The 18,447-nt window shown below is 70.5% G+C and carries 17 protein-coding genes, 1 tRNA gene and 1 pseudogene; 8 read left to right on the forward strand and 11 right to left on the reverse strand.

The features are described from left to right. Positions 1-272: 272 nt before the first annotated feature. Positions 273-1,196 (reverse strand): NAD(P)-dependent oxidoreductase, encoded by a 924-nt coding sequence (locus tag CHC09_RS19610; protein ID WP_275407879.1) that lies wholly within the window; start codon positions 1,194-1,196, stop codon positions 273-275. A gap of 65 nt (positions 1,197-1,261) precedes the next feature. On the opposite strand from CHC09_RS19610, the gene CHC09_RS19615 reads away from it, so the two are divergent. Beyond that, positions 1,262-2,689 carry an NAD-dependent succinate-semialdehyde dehydrogenase gene (locus CHC09_RS19615; RefSeq protein WP_089294609.1) on the forward strand — a complete coding sequence of 476 codons (1,428 nt, stop codon included), beginning with the start codon at positions 1,262-1,264 and terminating at the stop codon, positions 2,687-2,689. A gap of 1 nt (position 2,690) precedes the next feature. Here the strand turns inward: CHC09_RS19615 and CHC09_RS48850 are convergent. Beyond that, positions 2,691-3,334: pseudogene (locus tag CHC09_RS48850) on the reverse strand (Uma2 family endonuclease). 40 nt (positions 3,335-3,374) lie between these two features. Between CHC09_RS48850 and CHC09_RS19625 the strand changes: the two are divergent. The 4 genes from CHC09_RS19625 (at position 3,375) to CHC09_RS19640 (ending at position 7,061) form a co-directional block, all read left to right on the forward strand. Continuing rightward, a complete protein-coding gene (locus CHC09_RS19625; RefSeq protein WP_089294610.1) occupies positions 3,375-3,764 on the forward strand; it encodes a GntR family transcriptional regulator in 390 nt (129 codons plus the stop codon). After that, complete coding sequence (locus CHC09_RS19630) at positions 3,761-4,636, forward strand: ABC transporter ATP-binding protein (protein WP_089294611.1); 876 nt, start codon at positions 3,761-3,763, stop codon at positions 4,634-4,636. Before CHC09_RS19625 ends, CHC09_RS19630 begins: the two co-directional genes overlap by 4 nt. Beyond that, positions 4,633-5,652: an ABC transporter permease subunit gene (locus CHC09_RS19635; RefSeq protein WP_089294612.1), complete on the forward strand. Its 1,020-nt coding sequence runs from the start codon at positions 4,633-4,635 to the stop codon at positions 5,650-5,652. Before CHC09_RS19630 ends, CHC09_RS19635 begins: the two co-directional genes overlap by 4 nt. 248 nt (positions 5,653-5,900) lie before the next feature. Further along, positions 5,901-7,061 (forward strand): sugar ABC transporter substrate-binding protein, encoded by a 1,161-nt coding sequence (locus CHC09_RS19640; protein ID WP_089294613.1) that lies wholly within the window; start codon positions 5,901-5,903, stop codon positions 7,059-7,061. 81 nt (positions 7,062-7,142) lie between these two features. Here the strand turns inward: CHC09_RS19640 and smpB are convergent, their stop codons facing one another. Both smpB and CHC09_RS19650 read right to left on the reverse strand, forming a co-directional pair. Continuing rightward, positions 7,143-7,622, reverse strand: coding sequence for an SsrA-binding protein SmpB (gene smpB, locus CHC09_RS19645; RefSeq protein ID WP_089294614.1), 480 nt, complete (start codon positions 7,620-7,622; stop codon positions 7,143-7,145). 13 nt (positions 7,623-7,635) lie between these two features. Further along, the gene (locus CHC09_RS19650) at positions 7,636-7,911 is read right to left on the reverse strand and encodes a hypothetical protein (protein WP_089294615.1); all 276 of its coding nucleotides are present in this window, start codon (positions 7,909-7,911) and stop codon (positions 7,636-7,638) included. A 172-nt stretch (positions 7,912-8,083) separates the two neighbouring features. Here CHC09_RS19650 and CHC09_RS19655 point away from each other — a divergent pair, with 172 nt between their 5' ends. Next, positions 8,084-10,255 (forward strand): MMPL family transporter, encoded by a 2,172-nt coding sequence (locus CHC09_RS19655; protein WP_089294616.1) that lies wholly within the window; start codon positions 8,084-8,086, stop codon positions 10,253-10,255. Between the two features lie 395 nt (positions 10,256-10,650). After that, entirely contained in the window at positions 10,651-10,977 is a 327-nt protein-coding gene (locus CHC09_RS19660; RefSeq protein ID WP_089294617.1) for a putative quinol monooxygenase, read from the forward strand. Between the two features lie 231 nt (positions 10,978-11,208). On the opposite strand, the gene CHC09_RS19665 is transcribed toward CHC09_RS19660, so the two are convergent. From CHC09_RS19665 to CHC09_RS46375, 7 genes are all read right to left on the reverse strand, one after another. Next, positions 11,209-12,273, reverse strand: coding sequence for a cellulose binding domain-containing protein (locus tag CHC09_RS19665; protein ID WP_089294618.1), 1,065 nt, complete (start codon positions 12,271-12,273; stop codon positions 11,209-11,211). Between the two features lie 96 nt (positions 12,274-12,369). Next, positions 12,370-12,660, reverse strand: a complete 291-nt coding sequence (locus CHC09_RS19670) for a hypothetical protein (protein WP_089294619.1) — start codon at positions 12,658-12,660, stop codon at positions 12,370-12,372. A 160-nt stretch (positions 12,661-12,820) separates the two neighbouring features. After that, on the reverse strand, positions 12,821-14,245 hold the full coding sequence (locus CHC09_RS19675) for a (Fe-S)-binding protein (RefSeq protein ID WP_089294620.1): 1,425 nt from the start codon (positions 14,243-14,245) through the stop codon (positions 12,821-12,823). Continuing rightward, positions 14,245-15,636 (reverse strand): FAD-binding oxidoreductase, encoded by a 1,392-nt coding sequence (locus CHC09_RS19680; RefSeq protein WP_089294621.1) that lies wholly within the window; start codon positions 15,634-15,636, stop codon positions 14,245-14,247. Before CHC09_RS19680 ends, CHC09_RS19675 begins: the two co-directional genes overlap by 1 nt. Then, complete coding sequence (locus CHC09_RS19685; protein WP_089294622.1) at positions 15,636-17,096, reverse strand: FAD-linked oxidase C-terminal domain-containing protein; 1,461 nt, start codon at positions 17,094-17,096, stop codon at positions 15,636-15,638. Before CHC09_RS19685 ends, CHC09_RS19680 begins: the two co-directional genes overlap by 1 nt. 183 nt (positions 17,097-17,279) lie before the next feature. Beyond that, on the reverse strand, positions 17,280-17,495 hold the full coding sequence (locus CHC09_RS19690) for a hypothetical protein (RefSeq protein WP_089294623.1): 216 nt from the start codon (positions 17,493-17,495) through the stop codon (positions 17,280-17,282). 1 nt (position 17,496) lies between these two features. Next, positions 17,497-17,568, reverse strand: a tRNA-Arg gene (locus CHC09_RS46375). A 145-nt stretch (positions 17,569-17,713) separates the two neighbouring features. On the opposite strand from CHC09_RS46375, the gene CHC09_RS19695 reads away from it, so the two are divergent. After that, positions 17,714-18,400: a hypothetical protein gene (locus tag CHC09_RS19695; RefSeq protein ID WP_089294624.1), complete on the forward strand. Its 687-nt coding sequence runs from the start codon at positions 17,714-17,716 to the stop codon at positions 18,398-18,400. The last annotated feature ends 47 nt before the right edge of the window (positions 18,401-18,447 follow it).

Genomic DNA, 18,447 nt, shown 5'->3' on the forward strand with positions numbered 1-18,447 from the left:
CCAATTCCTTCGGTACGAGTAGCGGAGCCCCGTCCGAGGGCCTCTCGGCCGAGCCGGCGTGGTGCTCTCGCGCGAGGCCGCTGCCGCTCCGACCCGCGACGCGCCTCCAGCCGGCCCCGTTGCAGTGTTCCGAGCCCGACACCGGGCTCAGCCGGGACCGGGCGTCGCGTTGCGGCCTCGGCCCGGGAGCGCGCCGCGCGAGAGTGGCACGGGGCTCGGCTTCAGCCTGGTCACGGGAGGCGTAGGTCGTACCGCCGAAAGGTTGTTCGGTTTTAAGGGGTTGTGCGGGCTTCCAGGGCACGGATGACCGCGGCCATGTCCTCCCCGGCGTGCCCCGCCGCGCTGGTCTCCGCGTACAGCTCGAGGCAGATGTCGAGCAGGGGGGAGGGGATCCCGGCCGCCTCGGCGGCCTCGACGATCAGGTGGTTGTTGTAGAGCACGTCGCGGATCGAGGCCTGGGCGGTGAAGTCGCGGTCGAGCAGCTTGCGGCCCTTGAGGCGGGAGACCGGGCTGGCCATCGGCCCGGCGTCGAGGGCGTCGAGCAGGGTGGCGCGGTCCAGGTCGTGGCATCCGGCGAAGTGGAAGGCCTCGGCCAGGCCGGTGACCATGCTGATCAGGAACGTGTTGACGGAGAGTTTCATCAGCAGGCCGTTGGGGACCGGGCCGCAGCGGACGATCTCCCGGCACATCGGGCGCAGCACCGGGGCGACCCGGTCCAGATCCTGATCGCGCCCGGCCATCATCACGACGAGCTGGGCGGTCTCGGCGGGGACGCGGGACCCGGAGACGGGTGCCTCGACATACCACCCACCGGCGTCGCGGACCTGCTCGGCGAGGCCGCGCGACCAGGCCGGGGAGGTGGTGCCCATCTGCACCAGCGTGCGCCCGGCGATCAGGCCCGCGAAGGCGGCGGTGTCCCGGCCGAGCACCTCGTCGGCGACCCGGTCGTCGGCCAGCATCATCAGGACGATGTCGGAGCGCGCGAAGAGGTCGGTGACGCCGCCGGCGACGGCGGCGCCCGCGGCGCGCAGTGCCTCGGCGGCGGCGGGGGAGCGGTTCCAGACCAGCAGGTCGGTCCCGGCCCGGGCCAGGTTGAGCGCGATCGGCCGGCCCATTACGCCCAGCCCGAGAAATCCCACGGTCACGCCACTCACGCTATCCGCCGGTCGGTGCCGGCACGGGGTCCAATCGAGGATGCATGGCGGCGCGTCCGGATCCGGAGAATGCTGAAGGCGTAACCGGACCTGACTGAGGAGCTGTTGTGGAGACGGAACTTTTCATCGGCGGCAAGTGGGTGGCCGCGTCCTCGGCGAGCCGGTTCGACGTAATCGACCCGGCGACCGGCGACACGGTCGCGTCGGTCGCGGACGGCGGTGAGGCGGACGCGATCGCCGCGGTGGACGCGGCGGCCGCGGCCGGTCCGGGCTGGGCCTCGACACCCCCTCGGGTCCGCGGTGAGGTGCTCCGCAAGGCGTTCGAGTTGATGACCGAGCGGGCCGCCGACCTGGCGAAGCTGATCAGTCTGGAGAACGGCAAGGCCCTGACCGACGCGAAGGGCGAGGTGACGTACGCGGCGGAGTTCTTCCGCTGGTTCGCCGAGGAGGCCGTGCGCATCGACGGTAACGTGGCCACCGCACCGTCCGGGGCCAACCGGATCCTGGTGACCCGTCGGCCGGTCGGCGTCTGCGTGCTGGTCACGCCGTGGAACTTCCCGGCCGCGATGGCCACCCGCAAGATCGGCCCGGCGCTCGCCGCGGGCTGCACGGTGATCCTCAAGCCGGCCTCCGACACCCCGCTGACCGCGCTCGCGATGGCCGCGATCCTGGCCGAGGCCGGGGTGCCGGAGGGTGTGGTGAACGTGCTGCCGTCGCGCAGCTCCGGCAAGGTGGTCTCGGCGATGCTGCGCGACGCCCGGGTCCGCAAGCTGTCGTTCACCGGCTCCACCGAGGTCGGCCGGATCCTGCTGGCCCAGGCCGCGGAGAACGTCGTGAACACCTCGATGGAGCTGGGCGGCAACGCCCCGTTCGTGGTCTTCGCGGACGCGGACCTGGACGCCGCGATCGAGGGCGCGATGATCGCCAAGATGCGGAACGGCGGCGAGGCGTGCACCGCCGCGAACCGGTTCTTCGTCGAGGCGAGCATCGCCGACGAGTTCGCCCGGCGGCTGGCGCAGCGCATGTCGGCGCTGGTCGTCGGCCCGGGCACGGACGAGAAGACGCAGGTCGGCCCGCTGGTCAACGAGGACACCGTGGCGAAGGTGGACACCCTGGTCAAGGGCGCTCTGGAGGCCGGGGCGGCGGCGGTCACCGGCGGCAGCCGTCCGGACGGGCCGGGCTTCTACTACCCGCCGACCGTGCTGACCGGGGTCGGACCGGACTCGGCGATCCTGCGCGAGGAGATCTTCGGCCCGGTCGCGCCGATCGTCACGTTCATCGGCGAGGACGAGGCCGTGCGGCTGGCCAACGACACCGAGTACGGCCTGGTCGCCTACGTCTACACCGGTGATCTGGCCCGGGGCCTGCGGATCAGCGAGGCGATCGAGGCCGGCATGGTCGGCCTGAACCGTGGCCTGGTCAGCGACCCGGCCGCCCCGTTCGGCGGGGTGAAGCAGAGCGGCATCGGCCGCGAGGGCGGTCACGAGGGGCTGCTGGAGTACCTGGAGTCCAAGTACATCGCCGTGAACTGGTAGGTCAGCGGCGGCGCAGCAGAGCGTCGGCGTCGATCTCGAAGGGGAACGGCTCGGTGGCCACCAGCCGTTCCCCGTGTGCGGCGACAGCGTGCTCGGTGTAGTGGTCCTTCGCCAACCGGAACAGGCGCAGCGTGATGGTGTCCTTTTCCGGCTCGACGAGCAGGTACCACTCGATCCGCGCGGCGGCATAGAGCGCCATCTTGAGCACCCGGTCGTTGCCGGCGTTCCCGGGGAGACCACCTCGGCGACCAGGACCACTTCGTCGGCCTCGGCCATCGCACCGTCCTCCTCCGGAGTGATCACGAGATCCGGAATGAAGATGCGGGCTCCCTGCAGGCGCACGTTGATGGCTTCGAAGACCCAGAGCCCGGCCGCGTCGGTGCCCGGGTCCAGCAGAGCCGCGAGTCGTCGTGCGATGTGCTGATGGCGCGTGGTCGGCGCCGGGCTCACCAGCAGACTCCCGTCGAAGAGTTCGATGCGATCGGTGGTCTCGCCGAGGGCCAGATAGTCCTCCTCGGTCCACGGCCCGATGTGCTCAGTGACGGCGATGCTCATGGCACCGAGACTGCCACGCGGGCTCCGCGGCGAGCCAGGAACTTCACCTGCCTGTGGACAACCGCTCGCGTTTACTTCCTGGGCGGCCATCGCTATTGTGCTAGTTAACTAGTGGAATGGAGGTGGTGAGGTGATCGAGTTCCACCTGGAGACGAGGTCCGGGGTGGCGCCGTACCTGCAGCTCATCCAGCAGGTCCGGCACGCGCTACGGCTCGGTGTGCTCAAGGAGGGCGACAAGCTGCCCACCGTCAAGGAGGTGGTGGCCCAGGTCGCGATCAACCCGAACACCGTCTCCAAGGCGTACCGCGAGCTGGAGTACGCGGGCCTGGTCACCGCGCGTCCGGGCCTCGGCACCTTCGTCACGAGGACGCTCGGTGACGACTCGCGGGCCAAGCACGAGCCGCTGCGGCGCGAGCTGGAGCGCTGGCTCGTCGAGGCGCGGGCGGCGGGCCTCGACGACGAGAGCATCGAGGCGCTCTTCACGAGCGCCTTTCGGGCTTTTTCGGAGGCGAGAGCATGACTAGCGCGCTCATCGCGGAGAACCTCACCAAGCGGTACGGACGTCGGACCGCCCTCTCCGGCTGCACCCTGGACATCCCGGCCGGCCACGTCGTCGGCCTGGTCGGCCCGAACGGCGCCGGCAAGTCCACGCTGCTGCAACTCGCCTGTGGGCTGCTCGAGCCGACCGCGGGGCGGCTCGAAGTGCTCGGCGAGCGGCCGTCCAGCGGATCGCCCCGGGTCGGATTCGTCGCTCAGGACACCCCGGTCTACGGCGGCCTGACCGTCGCGGAGCACCTGCGGATGGGTGCCCACCTCAACCCGTCCTGGGACAGGCCGCTCGCCGAGCGCCGGATCGCCCAGGTCGGCCTCGACCCGACGCAGAAGGCCGGCAAGCTCTCCGGTGGCCAGCGCGCCCAGCTGGCCCTGACCGTCGCCGCCGCGAAACGGCCCGACCTGCTGCTGCTCGACGAACCGGTGGCGGCGCTCGACCCGCTCGCCCGGCGCACCTTCCTGCAGAGCCTGATGGAGCTCGCTGTCGAGCAGGGGATGAGCATCGTCATGTCGTCCCACCTGGTCGCCGACCTGGAACGGGTCTGTGACCACCTGATCGTGCTGGTCGCCTCCCGGGTGCGGGTGGCCGGCGACGTGGAGGAGCTGCTCGCCGGTCATCACCGTCTGGTCGGGCCCCGGCGCGACCCCGGGGAGCTGAACGCCGGCTGGACCGTGGTGGACGAGAGCCGGACCGACGTGCAGTCGACGCTGGTGGTGCGCAGCACCGCGCCGATCGACGATCCGTCCTGGCAGGCGGACCGACTGGACCTGGAGGACATCGTGCTGGCGTACATGAGCGGGGCCGCGGGTCCGGCCCGGGTGCTGGAGGGGCAGCGATGACCTGGCTGGCCTGGCGGCAGTTCCGGACCCAGGCGATCGCCGGCGCCGCCTGTCTCGTCCTGCTCCTCGGCGCCGTCCTGCTCACCTGGCAACAGGTGAGCGACCTGGCGACGAGCACCGGATACACCGGTTGTTCCGGCGACGCCTGCCTCGCGGCGGCGGAGAACTTCGCGGATCGATTCCAGCTGGGGCTCTCCCACCACGTCTATCTCGCCACCATCGGCGCGTTGTATCTGATGCCCGCTCTCATCGGCGTGTTCTGGGGCGCGCCGGTGGTCGCCCGGGAGCTGGAGACCGGGACCTACCGGATGGTCTTCAGCCAGTCCGTCGGACGGGGCCGCTGGCTGCTGATCAAGCTGGCGATCGGTGGCCTGACCGCCGCGCTCGGCGCCGGACTGTTCAGCCTGCTGCTGACCCGATGGGCACAGAGGATCGACTCGGCCAGCGGCGACCGGATCACCCCGCTGATCTTCGCGGGGCGCGGCATCGTGCCGATCGGGTACGCCGCGCTCGCGTTCGTCGTCGGGGTGACCGTCGGCATGGTGCTGCGCCGGACCGTCGTCGCGATGGCGGTGACCCTGCTGGTCGTCGCGGGCCTGCAGGTCGCCGCACCGATGGTGGTGCGCCCGTGGCTGGCCCAGCCGATCACCGTGGTGAAGCCGCTCGACGTGTCGAAGCTCGAGGGGATCGGGATGGATGTCGATTCGTTACAGATGCATCTGCGTGCCGAGGCCGATCAGCCGGGTGCCTGGATCGTGGCGAACGAGGTGGTGACCTCGACCGGCGCGCTCTTCGTCGGCCCGGCGGACGCCGAGACGTGTCTGCCCCGCCCCGGCGGCACCGGCCCCGAGCGGTGCCAGGAGTGGCTGAGCACGCAGAACCTCAGTCAGAAGCTGATGTACGTACCCGGCTCGAAGTTCTGGACCCTTCAGTGGCGGGAGTTCGGTCTGTTGGTCGTTCTCACCCTCGTCCTGACGCTGTTCTCGCTCTGGTGGATCCGGCGAAGGCTGGTTTGAGACACGATTCACGGCGGCCCGCGCAAGTGGGCCGCCGTGCCGTGTTAAGCACCGGTTTCCCGTTTTCAGACAAAGGAACTCATCAATACCGTGGGTGACGTCTTGCCGGTAACGCCCGGCGAAGTGAATAATCTTGCACTCAGGCCTGCACCCAAAGTTGCGACGGAGGCACGCAGGCCGATACTTGGCGGACTGCCCGGCACCCCCCATGCAGGTCGGGATCCACCCCTGAGAGGACTTCTACTGCCATGCGCAAGGCCTTGATCGCACTTGCCGCTGCCGGCCTGATGACGTCGGTGACCCTTACGGCCTGTGACAGCGGCTCGGACGACGGTGACACCGGCGGCGACAAAGGTTCGGAGATCACCTCGACGGCGACCTCTTCCGGCAAGGGCAGGAACGGCGTCGGTGTGATCCTGCCGGACAGCGAGAGCTCCGCCCGTTGGGCCACCGACGACCCCAAGGCCCTGAACGCCGCGTTCGCGAAGGCGAACGTGCCGCACGAGATCCAGAACGCCGAGGGCAACACGGAGGCGTTCAAGGGCATCGCCAAGGCCATGCTCGACAGCGGCGTCAAGGTTCTGATGATCGTGAACCTGGACTCGGAAAGCGGCAAGGCCGTGATCGACCTCGCCAGGAGCCGCAAGGTTCCGGTGATCGACTACGACCGGCTCACCCTCAACGGCAACGCCGACTACTACGTCAGCTTCAACAACGAGACGGTCGGTAAGCAGCAGGCGGAAGGGCTGGTCAAATGCCTGCAGGACAAGGGCATCGAGAAGCCGGTGATCGCGGAGCTGAACGGCTCGCCCACCGATAACAACGCCACCCTGTTCAAGCGGGGCTACGACTCGATCCTGCAGCCGAAGTACGACAACGGCGACTACGTGAAGGGCCCGGACCAGTCCGTCCCGCAGTGGGACAACACGGAGGGCGGGAAGATCTTCACCCAGATGGTGGAGCAGTGGCCGGACATCGACGGCGTGCTCGCCGCCAACGACGGTCTCGGCAACGCCGCGATCGAGGTGCTGCGGGACAGGAAGCGGAACGGCGCCAAGGCGAAGGGCGTCCCGGTCACCGGCCAGGACGCCACGGTGCAGGGCCTGCAGAACATCCTCCTCGGCGACCAGTGCGTGACCGTTTTCAAGAGCGCCACGGAGGAGGCCGACCAGGCCGCCAAGCTGGCGATCAGCCTGGTGACGGGTAAGAAGCCGGCTGCCGACGGCAAGATCGTCAAGGACCCGGAGACGGGCCGCTACGTCCCGTCCGTGCTGCTGACCCCGAAGTCGGTCACGGCCAAGAACATGATGGCGACGGTCGTGGAGTCGGGCGCGGTCAGGTACGAGGACCTCTGCACCGACAAGTACAAGGCGGCCTGCGACAAGTACAAGATCACGCCGAAGAAGTGACGATCGGAAACGAGGGCCGGTTCTACCGGCCCTCGTTTTCTGTTTCCCGGCAGTCCGCGGAGTTCGCGTGCCGGCTGGGGTTCAGCGGCGGCCCTTCAAGCGCCGCCCCATCTCCCGGGCGATCTCCTTCTTGGCGTCCCGCTCCGCCATCACCTGCCGCTTGTCGTACGACTTGAGGCCGCGCGCGATCCCCAGCTCGACCTTCACCCAGCCGTCCTTGAAGTACATCGAGAGCGGCACCAGGGTCAGCCCGGTGCCGTCCCCCAGGGTGTTCAGGATCTTGATGATCTCGGCCTTGTGCAGCAGCAGCTTCCGGGTGCGGCGCGGCGCGTGATTGGTCCAGCTGCCGAAGCCGTACTCGGCGATGTGCAGGCCGTACAGCATGATCTCGCCCTCGTGCTCCTGGGCGAACGCGTCCACCAGCGACGCGCGGCCCAGGCGCAGCGACTTCACCTCGGTGCCGGCCAGCACCAGACCCGCCTCATACGTCTTGAGGATCGCGTAGTCGTGCCGCGCCTTCTTGTTCGAGGCGATCAGTTTGGTCCCGGTCTCCTTGGCCACTCCAAGAGATTAACTAGGGCGCCTCGGACGGGACCGGGCGGCGCATCGAATACGTCACGCTGCTCAACCGGTGTGGCTCGTCCTTCACGTGGATCACCGCGCGGTCGTAGGCCTGCCAGCCCGCCGCACCCGCTCTGTTCAGATGGCGCAAATCGTCGAAGCGCTCGTCGGTGCCCCAGCGCAGCACCCCACCCGGGTGATGGAACGTGGCGGTCCAGTCCATGAACCGGTCGGTGCCGAGCGTGCCGGCCGCACGGTACTCCAGCCGCGAATACTCCCAGTTGGTCACCCGAATGATTATGCCGCACCGGAAGTACTCCGCCGTCCGTACTGGACACTTGTGATCGTAGGCCGAAGGGAGTACACCGCCCCTGAGGTATCCCTGATCTGACCCCTCTGGGGTTCAGATCGGTCCCCGTTCCCGCATACGCTCCGCCCGTCGAAAGCGTTGGGGGGAAACGATGAGGACCGGATCCTTCGCCCGGCTGGTCTGTGGCCGCCGTACGAAGTGGGTCGTGCTGGCACTGTGGATCGTGGTCCTGGTGTTCGCCGGATCGGTGGCCGGCAAGCTCGGCAGCGTCGAGAAGAACGACAACGCCTCCTGGCTGCCCGGCGACGCCGAGGCCACCCAGGTCGCCGACCTGCAGAAACAATTCTCGCCGGACGACATCGTGCCGGCCATCCTGGTTTACGAGCGGATCGGCGGGATCACCCCCGCCGACCAGCAGAAGGCCGCCGCCGACGCCCGGGCGATCGCCGCGGTTCCGGGGGTCACCGGCCAGGTCGCCGGGCCGTTCCCGGCCGAGGACAAGGCCGCGCTGCAGGTCATCGCGCCGATCAAGGTCGACGCCGACGGCTGGGACAAGATCGCCGACGTGGTCGGCCAGATCAAGACCATCTCCGGTACGGGGGAGAACGGCCTCAGCATCCACCTGACCGGCCCGGCCGGGGTGGCGGCCGACTCGGCCAGCGCGTTCGAGGGCATCGACGGCACGCTGCTGTACACCACGCTCGTGGTCGTCGCGATCATCCTGCTGATCACCTACCGCAGTCCGGTCCTCTGGCTGCTTCCGATCATCACCGCGGGCGTCGCCCTGACCAGCGCCCAAGCGGTGATCTACCTGCTCGCCAAGCACGCCGGCCTGGTGGTCAACGCACAGAGCGCCGGCATTCTGACCGTGCTGGTCTTCGGCGCCGGCACCGACTACGCCCTGCTGCTGGTCGCCCGCTACCGCGAGGAACTGCGCCGGCACCCCGACCGGCACGAGGCGATGATGTTCGCCCTGCACCGGGCCGGCCCCGCGATCATCGCCAGCGCCGCCACCGTCGCGATCGGGATGTCCTGCCTGATGCTTGCCGAGGTGAACGCCACCAGTGGCCTCGGCCCGGTCGCCGCGCTCGGCATCGTGGTCGGCCTGCTCGCCATGATGACCCTGCTCCCGGCCCTGCTGGTGATCTGCGGCCGGTGGCTGTTCTGGCCGGTCCGCCCGCGCTACGGTTCGCCCGAGCCGACCGCGACCGGCCTGTGGGCCCGGATGGGCGCCTGGATCGCCCGCCGCCCCCGCACCGTCTGGGTGACCACCGCGGTGGCGCTCGGCGCGATGGCCCTCGGCCTGCTGCAGCTCAACGCGAACGGCCTGAGCCAGCAGGACACGTTCACCAAGGAACAGCCCTCGCTCGCCGGCCTCGAGGTGCTCGGCCGGCACTTCCCGGCCGGCCAGGACGACCCCGTCGTGGTGATCGCCGGCTCCGGCCAGCAGGACGCGGTGCGCAGCGCCTTCGCCGCCGTCCCCGGCATCAGCGAGGTCGGCGACCCGGAGATCAGGAACGGTCTGGTCCGCCTCGAGGGGACGCTGCGGTCCGCACCGGACAGCCAGGCCGCCGAGGACACGGTGACCGCGGTCCGCGCCGCGGTGCACCCGATCGCCGGGGCGGACGCCAAGGTCGGTGGCACGACCGCGATGACCCTGGACATCAACGAGGCGAACAAACACGACAACCGGCTGATCATCCCGCTGGTGCTGCTGGTCGTCCTGGCCATCCTCGCGCTGCTGCTGCGAGCCCTGGTCGCGCCGGTCATCCTGATCGCGACGGTGGTGCTCTCCTTCGCCGCGGCGCTCGGGGTCAGCGCCCTGGTCTTCCGGCACGTCTTCGGATTCGGCGGGGAGGACACCGCGTTCCCACTGTTCGTCTTCGTATTCCTGGTCGCCCTCGGCATCGACTACAACATCTTCCTGATGACCCGGGTCCGCGAGGAGGCTCGCGAACACGGCACCCATCGCGGCGCCGTGATCGGCCTGGCCGCCACCGGCGGCGTGATCACCTCGGCCGGCATCGTCCTGGCCGGAACGTTCGCGGCGCTCGGCAGCCTGCCGCTGGTCGCCTTCGCCGAGATCGGGTTCGCGGTCGCCTTCGGTGTCCTGCTGGACACCCTGATCGTCCGATCCGTGCTGGTCACCGCCCTGAACCTGGACGTCGGCCGCTGGATGTGGTGGCCCAGCGCACTGACCCGCCACGACCCGGCCGCCGACGTCCCGGCTCCCCGCCGGCCAACCGCTGACCGCCCGGCGGCCGACCACTCGGGCGCCGGCCACTCGGCCTCTGACGATCCGGTTGCCGGCCGTCCGGCTTGATTCGGTTGCCGGAGGATCGGCCTCTGACGATCCGGTTGCCGGCCGTCCAGCTTGATTCGGTTGCCGGCCGTCCGGCTTGATTCGGTTGCCGGAGGATCGGCCTCTGACGATCCGGTTGCCGGCCGTCCAGCTTGATTCGGTTGCCGGAGGCTCGGCCTCGGGCGATCCGGTGGGCGATGTGTCGGATGCCGAGGCTTCGGTCCCGTCGGCCCCGGCTGCCCTGGCCCGCCGGCCCGACTGACCGGCGGCTCGACCGACAGAACGGGTCCGTAGGCGTGCTGCCTGCGGACCCGTTCGTTGTCCCGCTTCCGATTGCTCTCGTTTCCGTGCCCGCTTTCGGGCGGGCGTGGGCCGATGATGGGGGAGAAACCGACAGCATGGGAGGAAGCGTCCCGATGATCTTCATTACCGCGAAATTCCTGATCAAGCCGGAGCACGCGGACGAGTGGCCACGGATCGCGGGGCCGTTCACCGAGGCGACCCGGGCTGAGCCGGGCTGCCTGTGGTTCGAGTGGTCCCGCGGCGTCGACAATCCACAGGAGTACGTGCTGGTCGAGGCGTTCCGGGACGGCCAGGCCGGTGGCGAGCACGTCGGGTCGGCCCACTTCAAGCAGGCTCAGCAGGACCTTCCGAAATACCTGACGTCGACCCCGAAGATCGTCAGCCAGTCCGTCGACCAGGACGGCTGGGCAGAACTGGGCGAGATGAAAGTCGATAGCTGAACCCGGCCCCAGCCGCAGGGCGTCCTGGACGTACCGGGAAATGAAGCAGCGATGACCCGCGTCGGTCTGGAGGCGGCGGGGAGTTTGGCGGGCCCGGCGGGGAAGGCCGGGCCCGGATCAGGGGATGTTGGTGGGGAAGGCCGGGGCCGGGTCGACGGAGGTCAGCGGCTAAGGCCGGGCCCGGGTCGGTGGATGCCCCGGTCAGGTGGCGCTGGGGGGACAGCCGGGTCGTCAGGGGAGGGTGGCGGCGACGGCCGGGTACCAGCGGTTGGCGATTTTGATGTTGCCGGCGTCGTTGGGGTGGACGCCGTCGTAGGTGTCGGTGGCGGTGTCGAAGCCGGTCCACTGGTCGACGACGGTGATCGGGGAGGCCGTGGTGGTCAGGCCCGCGGCCCAGGCCGGGATCGCGGCGTTGAGGGCGACCACGCGCTGGGCGCACTCGGTACAGGTGGACGGGTTCATCGGGATGATCTGCGCGACCAGGATCTTCATGCTGGGGTTGCTGGCGCGCATCTGGCCGACCAGGGTGGTGTAGGCGGCCAGGATCGTCGACGTGGGCAGGTTGCTCCACGCGTCGTTGGTGCCGAAGTGCATCATCACCACGTCCGGGTCGGTCGCGGCGAGCCAGCCGACCAGCAGGTTCTGGTTCGCGACGTTGGTGACCAGGTAACCGCCGTGGCCCTCGTTCTCGCCGTCGTAGTCGAAGCCGCAGCCCTGGCCGGGCAGGGTGCCGACGAAGTCGACCCGGGCGGCGGGGAGTTTCTGCCAGAGCAGGGCGCGCCAGCAGCCCGGGGAGCCGGTGATCGAGTCCCCCAGCGCCATGATTTTGGTCTTCTCGGTGGCCGGTGGCGTCGAGGGGCTCGTTGTCGGGCTGCTCGTGGGGTTCGTCGTGCCGCCGGTGCACGCCACGCCGTTGAGAGAGAACGCGGTCGGCGCGGTGTTCGAGCCGGTCCACGAGCCGTTGAAGCCGAACGACGCCTTGCCGCCGGTGGCGACGGCGCCGTTCCAGGCCGCGTTGCGGACCGTCACCGTCGAGCCGGACTGGGTGACCGAGCCGTTCCAGAGTTGGGTGATGCTCTGGCCGTTCGGGAACGCGAACACCAGGGACCACGAGGTGAGCGGGTCGCCGAGGTTGGTGATGTCCACGGCGGCGCCGAAGCCGCCCGGCCACTGACTGGCGACGGCGTATTTGACGGAGCAGCCGACCGCCGCGTACGCCCTGGTGGCGGTGGCGAACAGGAAGCCGGCGAGGAGGGTGCAGGCGCTGGCGAGGACGGCCAGCGATTGACGGTGCATGGGGGAGACCTCCGGAAGAAAGGGGGATGGGAGCGCTCCCAATCAACGTACATCAATGATTGAGGAATGGGGTCGCCTGCCCTCCTGGCCGGGCGGTCAGTCCTCTCCGGCGATGTCGATGCGGAGGGCGACCGGGTTGCCGGCGGCGTCGACGTCCAGATGTACGGGGAAGAAACCGTCACCGACCGAGGTCATCGCCATCAGAATGTCCGCGCCACCGACCTGGATCACGCCGGCCTCGTGCTCGGAGGCCCGCACCAGGCCCATCACCTGCCAGTGATGCGAGTGCGGCCGGAAGTCGAACGCGAATTTCGGCCCGTCGGGTTCGTTGCGCCGCGCTTCGACGGCCAGCCCCCGCTGGTACGCCTCCTTGAGCGGCAGATCCACCCACCCGTAATCGACGTCGAGGTGATCGCCGAGCCGGGGCGCGCCGAACTCGGCGGCGACCTGCTCCTGGTCGCGGCCCCAGAGGACCAGGGGCGGCGATATCGATCAGGTGCCCACCGCCGCGCTGTCGTTCCGCATCGGGTCGAGGGGCCGGGCAGATTCAGTCGTTGGTGAGGGCCGCGACCCCGAGGTTGCGGAGGGAAGCGTCGAGGACCTGCGCGGTGTGCGCCAGGGCGATCTTCCCGTTCTGCCGCCGGATCGCTGCGGCGACCTGCATCAGGCAGCCTGGGTTCGCGGTGACCAGCAAGGACGCGCCCGTTGCCAGGACCGCGGCGGCCTTGCGGTCGCCGAGTTCGGCGGCCGGCTCGGGATTCAGCACGTTCCACACGCCGGCTGAGCCGCAGCAGATCTCCGGGTCGGCGATCTCCCGTAGCTCCAGCCCCGGTATGCCGCGCAGCAGGGCGCGCGGCTGCTCCCGGATGCCCTGCGCGTGCCCGAGATGGCAGGCGTCGTGGTAGGCGACCGTCACCGGCAGCGGGTGCCGCTCGGCGACCGGGCCCAGCTCATCGAGGAGTTCCGCCAGGTCGCGCACCTTCGCGGCGAACGCGACCGCCCGCGCGGCGTAGGCCGGATCGTCCGCGAGCAACTCACCGTACTCCTTCAGGGACGAGCCGCAGCCCGCCGCGTTGACCACGAACCAGTCCATGCCGGTCTGCTCGAACGTGTCGATCAACCGCCGGGCGAACCGCTCCGCCTCGGCGCGGCGTCCGTTGTGCACGCTCAGGGCGCCGCAACAGCCCTGGCCGGGCGGGATCAGCACCTCGCAGCCCTCGGCGGAGAGGATCCGCACGGTCGCGGAGTTGACGTCCGGGAAGAACGCCGACTGCACGCAACCGGTCAGCATCCCGACCACCGCGCGCCGCGTGCCGCGTGCGGCGACGCGCCGCGGCGGGCGCGGCACGGAGCGCAGCCGCGGCGCGAGCGAATCCAGCGTGGCCAGGGTCGGCGCGAGCCGTTCCAGCAGGCCGGTCCGGGCGACAAGGCTTCGCAGACCCGATTTCTGGTACGCCCACAGAGGCCCCCGCAACAAGCGGAGCCGCCGTGGGTACGGGAAGAGCGCGAAGATGGCCGCCCGCAGCGCCCGGTCCCGGGGCCCGCGTGGATGCCGCCGCTCCACCTGCGCGCGGGTGTCCTCGATCAACCGGTCGTAGCGCACCCCGGACGGGCACGCGGTCACGCACGCCATGCAGCCGAGACACTGGTCGAAGTGGGTGACCATCGAGTCGGTCAGGGGCTCGCCCTCCAGCCCCTGCGCGATCAGGTGGATCCGGCCCCGTGGCGAGTCCATCTCCTCGCCCCACAGCACATACGTCGGGCAGGTCGTCAGGCAGAACCCGCAGTGCACGCAGTCCGACACCAGATCGGCCCGGGGCGGATGATGATCGTCGAAGGCGCCCGGCCGGCCGGCGGTCTCCGCGGCCCGCAGCGCGTCGACCTCGTGGGAACGGTTGTGCCCACCGTCCGCGGTCTGACGCGGGCCGGGCGGCGTCGGTCCGGTGCCCCGGGTGGCATCCACATCAGCCATCAGATGCCTCCTACGAAGCGGCCGGGGGCGAACCGGTGATCCGGGTCGAACTGATCCTTGACCCGGCGCATCAGCGCCAGCCCGGGAACCGGCCCCCACATGTCCAATGTTTCGCGTACGCCGGCCGGCGCGGTCAGCACCACCGCGTGTCCACCGGCTCGCACCGCCGCGGCCCGCAGCAGCTCGATCGCCCGTCCGGCCTCGACGGTGCCCTCGGCAGTGCCCGTTCCGGGACCCACCACGGGCGAGACCGTGGAAGCGGACGAGGAGACCGGCGAGGAACGGCCGGCGCCGGTCGAAACCGCGGCTGGCGACGAAGTGCCGGTGCCGGTCGAACCGGCGGTTGGCGAGGAATCGCTGGCGCTGGTCGAAGTGGCACTGCTCGAAGCGGGACCTGGTGAGGAAGGGCCGATGCCGGTCGTGGCGGGGCCCGGCGAAGGGTTGGGCGCAGGAAAACCCGCGTACAGCACGCCGGCGCCGGCCGAACCTCGCACGGTGGCGCCCGCACCCACCGCCGTTGCCACCAGCGCCGGGACCTGCGACAACCTGCCGGTCAGCTTGATGCCCACGCCGCCGTCCGGCCAGGGTGACACGTCCCACCAGTCCGGCGCCTGCTCGGACACCTCGCCGTCGAGCAGCGCGGCAATGGCGGCCGCACGCTCTCGTACCCCGGCCGGCGTCCCTTCCACCAGCACTGCCAGCTCCGGCTCGGCGCCGGGTGCCGCGTTCACCTCCAGGGCGCTCGCCGCGAACTGTCCGGCCAGGATTTTCGCGGCCTGCCCGGGCGGCGCGACCGCTCGGACGAAAGCGGCCGCGGCCGGCGCCGGGTGCAGCCGGAAGACGCACTCGGTGATCAGCCCGAGGGTGCCGAAGGCGCCGGTGTAGAGCTTTCCCAGGTCGTACCCGGCGACGTTCTTGACGACCTTGCCGCCCGCCTTGGTGACCGTCCCGTCCGGCCGGACCACCGTGATGCCGATCAGCAGGTCCCGTGCCGTGCCGTACCGCAGGCGGCGCGGCCCGGAGGCGTTCGCCGCGACCGTGCCGCCCGCCGTGGCCCCGGCCGGTGCGTCCAGCGCCAGCTGCTGCCCGGGCAGGCCGTGCAGCTCGGACATCGGGGTGCCGGCCTTGACCACGGTGATCAGGTCACCGGCGGCGTGCTCGACCACCCCGCTCAGCCGCCGGGTGTCGATGATCAGGTCCAGCTCGCGCGGCGGTGGCCCCCAGTCCAGTTTCGTCCCGCCGCCGCGGATCACCACGCTCAGACCCTGGGCGGCCCGGATCAGCGCGGCCGCCTCGGCGGTGTCAGCCGGCGCGGCGACCAGCCGTGCCCGCACCCCGCACACCGTGTCGCCGTCCCCGGCCGGCGTGGTCAGCTCGTCCAGCGCGGCCATCAGAAGATCTCCGCGACGCCGGCGGCCTGCGCCGGGTGTGCGCCCTGCCGCCGGCCCGGGCGTTCGCCGCACAGGCGTGGGGTGGGGAAGATCTTGCCCGGGTTGGCGATCCCGTCCGGGTCGAACGCGCAGCGCACCAGCTGCATGGTGTCCAGGTCGTCGTCACTGAACATCCGGGGCATGTGTTTCGCCTTGTCGATGCCGACGCCGTGCTCACCGGTGATCGAACCGCCGTGCTCGATGCAGAGGTCGAGGATCGCCGCGGAGACCGTCTCCGCGCGGCCGGCCTGACCGGGCACGCTGTCGTCGAAGAGCACCAGGGGATGCAGGTTGCCGTCGCCGGCGTGGAACACATTCGCCACCCGGACCCCGTGCTCGGTCGCGACCTCGCCGATGCGGTGCAGCACCGCTGGCAGGGCGGTCCGCGGGATCACCCCGTCCTGCACGATGTAGTCCGGGCTGATCCGGCCGACCGCGGCGAACGCGGACTTGCGGCCCCGCCAGATCAGCGCCCGCTCGGCGTCATCGGCGGCGATCCGGGTCTCGAACGCGCCGTTCGCCTCACAGAGCGCGTTGACCTCGGTGAACTGTGCCTCCACCTCGGTCGCCGGCCCGTCCAGCTCGACGATCAGGACAGCCCCGGCGCCGGCCGGATAGCCACACTTCACAGCGGACTCGGCGGCCTCGATGGCCAGCGCGTCCATCATCTCGATGGCGGCCGGGACCACGCCGGCCGCGATGATCGCCGAGGTGGCGGCGCCGGCCTGATCGGTGGAGGCGAACGCGGCGAGCAGCGTACGCACCGTCTCGGGCAGCCGGGTCAGCTTGACGGTGACCTCGGTGGCCACCCCGAGCGTGCCCTCCGAGCCGACGAACGCGCCGAGCAGGTCATATCCCGGGGTGTCCGGCGCGGGGCCGCCCAGCCGGACCCGCTCGCCGTCGGGGGTGACCACCTCCAGGCCGGTCACGTGGTTGGTGGTGAAGCCGTATTTCAGGCAGTGCGCCCCGCCGGAGTTCTCCGCGACGTTGCCGCCGATCGAGCAGATCTGCTGGCTGGACGGGTCGGGCGCGTAGTAGTAACCGTGCGGGCCGGCGACCTTGGTGACCTGGAGGTTGATCACACCGGGCTGGACGACGGCGCGCTCGTCCTCGGGCCGGACCTCGACGATCTCGCGCAACTGGGAGGTCACGATCAGCACTCCATCGGCGTGTGGCAGCGCGCCGCCGGAGAGGCCGGTGCCGGAGCCGCGGGCGACGAACGGGGTGCCGGTCTCGGCGCAGGCCCGGACCACCGCGGCGACCTGCTCTACGGTGCTCGGGAGGGCGACCAGGGCGGGGATGACCTTGTAGTGGGCGAGGCCGTCGCACTCGTACGTCCGCAGCTCCTGCCGGTCGGTCAGGACCCGCCGCACCCCGATCTCGGCCCGCAGCCGAGCCGCCAATGCATCGATGCCTGTCATCGCGGGCCTCCTCGCTGACGCCTGCCAACACGCTATCGGTGATCGACGCCGAACGCGACGGCCGAGCCGCGGCCTGTGGAAAACCTCAGCGTGGCGGTGGCGAACTTCCGCTTGTGGAAGCGTCAGCGTGGCGGCAGCATCCAGTGCCGCCGCGTCGACCAGCCGGTGAACGGCTCGACCTGCTCACCCCGGACCGCCGCCCGCAGCCCGGCCACCCCAGGCGGGCAGGTCGGCGACCGGGGTGCGGGAGCCGGGGCGAACCCGGCCGGTCAGCATCTCCTCGATGGCGGCGGTCCAGGCCGTGGCCTTCTCCCGGGCCCGCTGCCGGGCGCTCCGCTCCGGATGGGATGTGGCGGTGTCGAGGGCGCGCTGCCTCCGGTCCTCCGGGTAACTGATCATGCCGGCGTGGCGGGTCCGGCCCCCGCGCCCTCCCGGTCCGAGGCCGGGTGCTCTGCTGCTGAGCTACACGCCGCGTGCTGGTGCGGGCGTGACGATAGCGCGTTCGCCATCGGCCGTGCGCCCAGTTTTTCGCAGCCCTGGGTGGGCGCGGCATCACACGCCGTCGATGCTGTGGACAACGTTTTCGCGTGGCGGCGGAAGTCTGCCAAGATGGCCCGATGCTCGTGACCGCCAGACCGCTCCGGGTCGCCGTCGTTGCTGCTCTCGCCCTGTTCGCGGTGGCCGCCTGCTCGGACGACGACAAGCCGGAGGCCGGTCGGATCGACGTGACCACCATGCGCGGCGCCTTCCTGCAGGCCGCCGACATCGGCCGGGCCTGGGTCGCGCCGGAAGCCAGCGCCGACCCCCAGAAGATGGTCAGCTTCTGCGGCGGCACCAGCACGCCGCCGGAACCGCCGCCCGGCGCCGAGACGGTCTCCTCGTCCTTCGCCGACGAGGGGGAGGCCGGCGCGCAGACCCTGGAGCAGCTCGCCCTGGTCTACCCGGACACCAAGGCGGCGCAGGCCGGGCAGGCGCTGCTGCGCGCGGTCGCCGACGGCTGCGCGCCGTCCGTCGCCGTGCCGGCGACGGTGACCTCGGACAAGAACGAGCCGGCGTACGACGAGACGGTCGAGGTGCGCGAGCTCAACGAGAGCGGCTGGTCCGGGTTCGTGCTGATTCGTCACAAGAAGTACGAGGCGAAGCACCCGGGCGCGGCGGACACCGCGGTGGCCGTGCTGACCAGCCGAAACGTCGTGCTTGTGGACACCTACGCGATCTATCAGCTCAACAAGACGGAGTCTGCCGCGGGCTTCGAGAGCGACTGGCAGAAGCTGGTCGGCTCGGTCGTCCAGCGCGTGGGATAGACAGCCGGTCGCGCTTGGTCTAATGTTCGCGGTGCGCCGTTGCGAGT

It is taken from the genome of Actinoplanes regularis (assembly GCF_900188005.1).
GTDB classification, from domain to species: Bacteria; Actinomycetota; Actinomycetes; order Mycobacteriales; family Micromonosporaceae; genus Actinoplanes; species Actinoplanes regularis.

Coding starts and splice junctions, on each gene's coding strand:
- CHC09_RS19630 (WP_089294611.1), top strand. CDS start 3,761: ATGACTAGCGCGCTCATCGCGGAGAACCTCACCAAGCGGTACGGACGT.
- CHC09_RS19635 (WP_089294612.1), top strand. CDS start 4,633: ATGACCTGGCTGGCCTGGCGGCAGTTCCGGACCCAGGCGATCGCCGGC.
- CHC09_RS19640 (WP_089294613.1), top strand. CDS start 5,901: ATGCGCAAGGCCTTGATCGCACTTGCCGCTGCCGGCCTGATGACGTCG.
- CHC09_RS19655 (WP_089294616.1), top strand. CDS start 8,084: ATGAGGACCGGATCCTTCGCCCGGCTGGTCTGTGGCCGCCGTACGAAG.
- CHC09_RS19660 (WP_089294617.1), top strand. CDS start 10,651: ATGATCTTCATTACCGCGAAATTCCTGATCAAGCCGGAGCACGCGGAC.
- CHC09_RS19665 (WP_089294618.1), bottom strand. CDS start 12,273: ATGCACCGTCAATCGCTGGCCGTCCTCGCCAGCGCCTGCACCCTCCTC.
- CHC09_RS19675 (WP_089294620.1), bottom strand. CDS start 14,245: ATGGCTGATGTGGATGCCACCCGGGGCACCGGACCGACGCCGCCCGGC.
- CHC09_RS19680 (WP_089294621.1), bottom strand. CDS start 15,636: ATGGCCGCGCTGGACGAGCTGACCACGCCGGCCGGGGACGGCGACACG.
- CHC09_RS19685 (WP_089294622.1), bottom strand. CDS start 17,096: ATGACAGGCATCGATGCATTGGCGGCTCGGCTGCGGGCCGAGATCGGG.
- CHC09_RS19690 (WP_089294623.1), bottom strand. CDS start 17,495: ATGATCAGTTACCCGGAGGACCGGAGGCAGCGCGCCCTCGACACCGCC.
- CHC09_RS19695 (WP_089294624.1), top strand. CDS start 17,714: ATGCTCGTGACCGCCAGACCGCTCCGGGTCGCCGTCGTTGCTGCTCTC.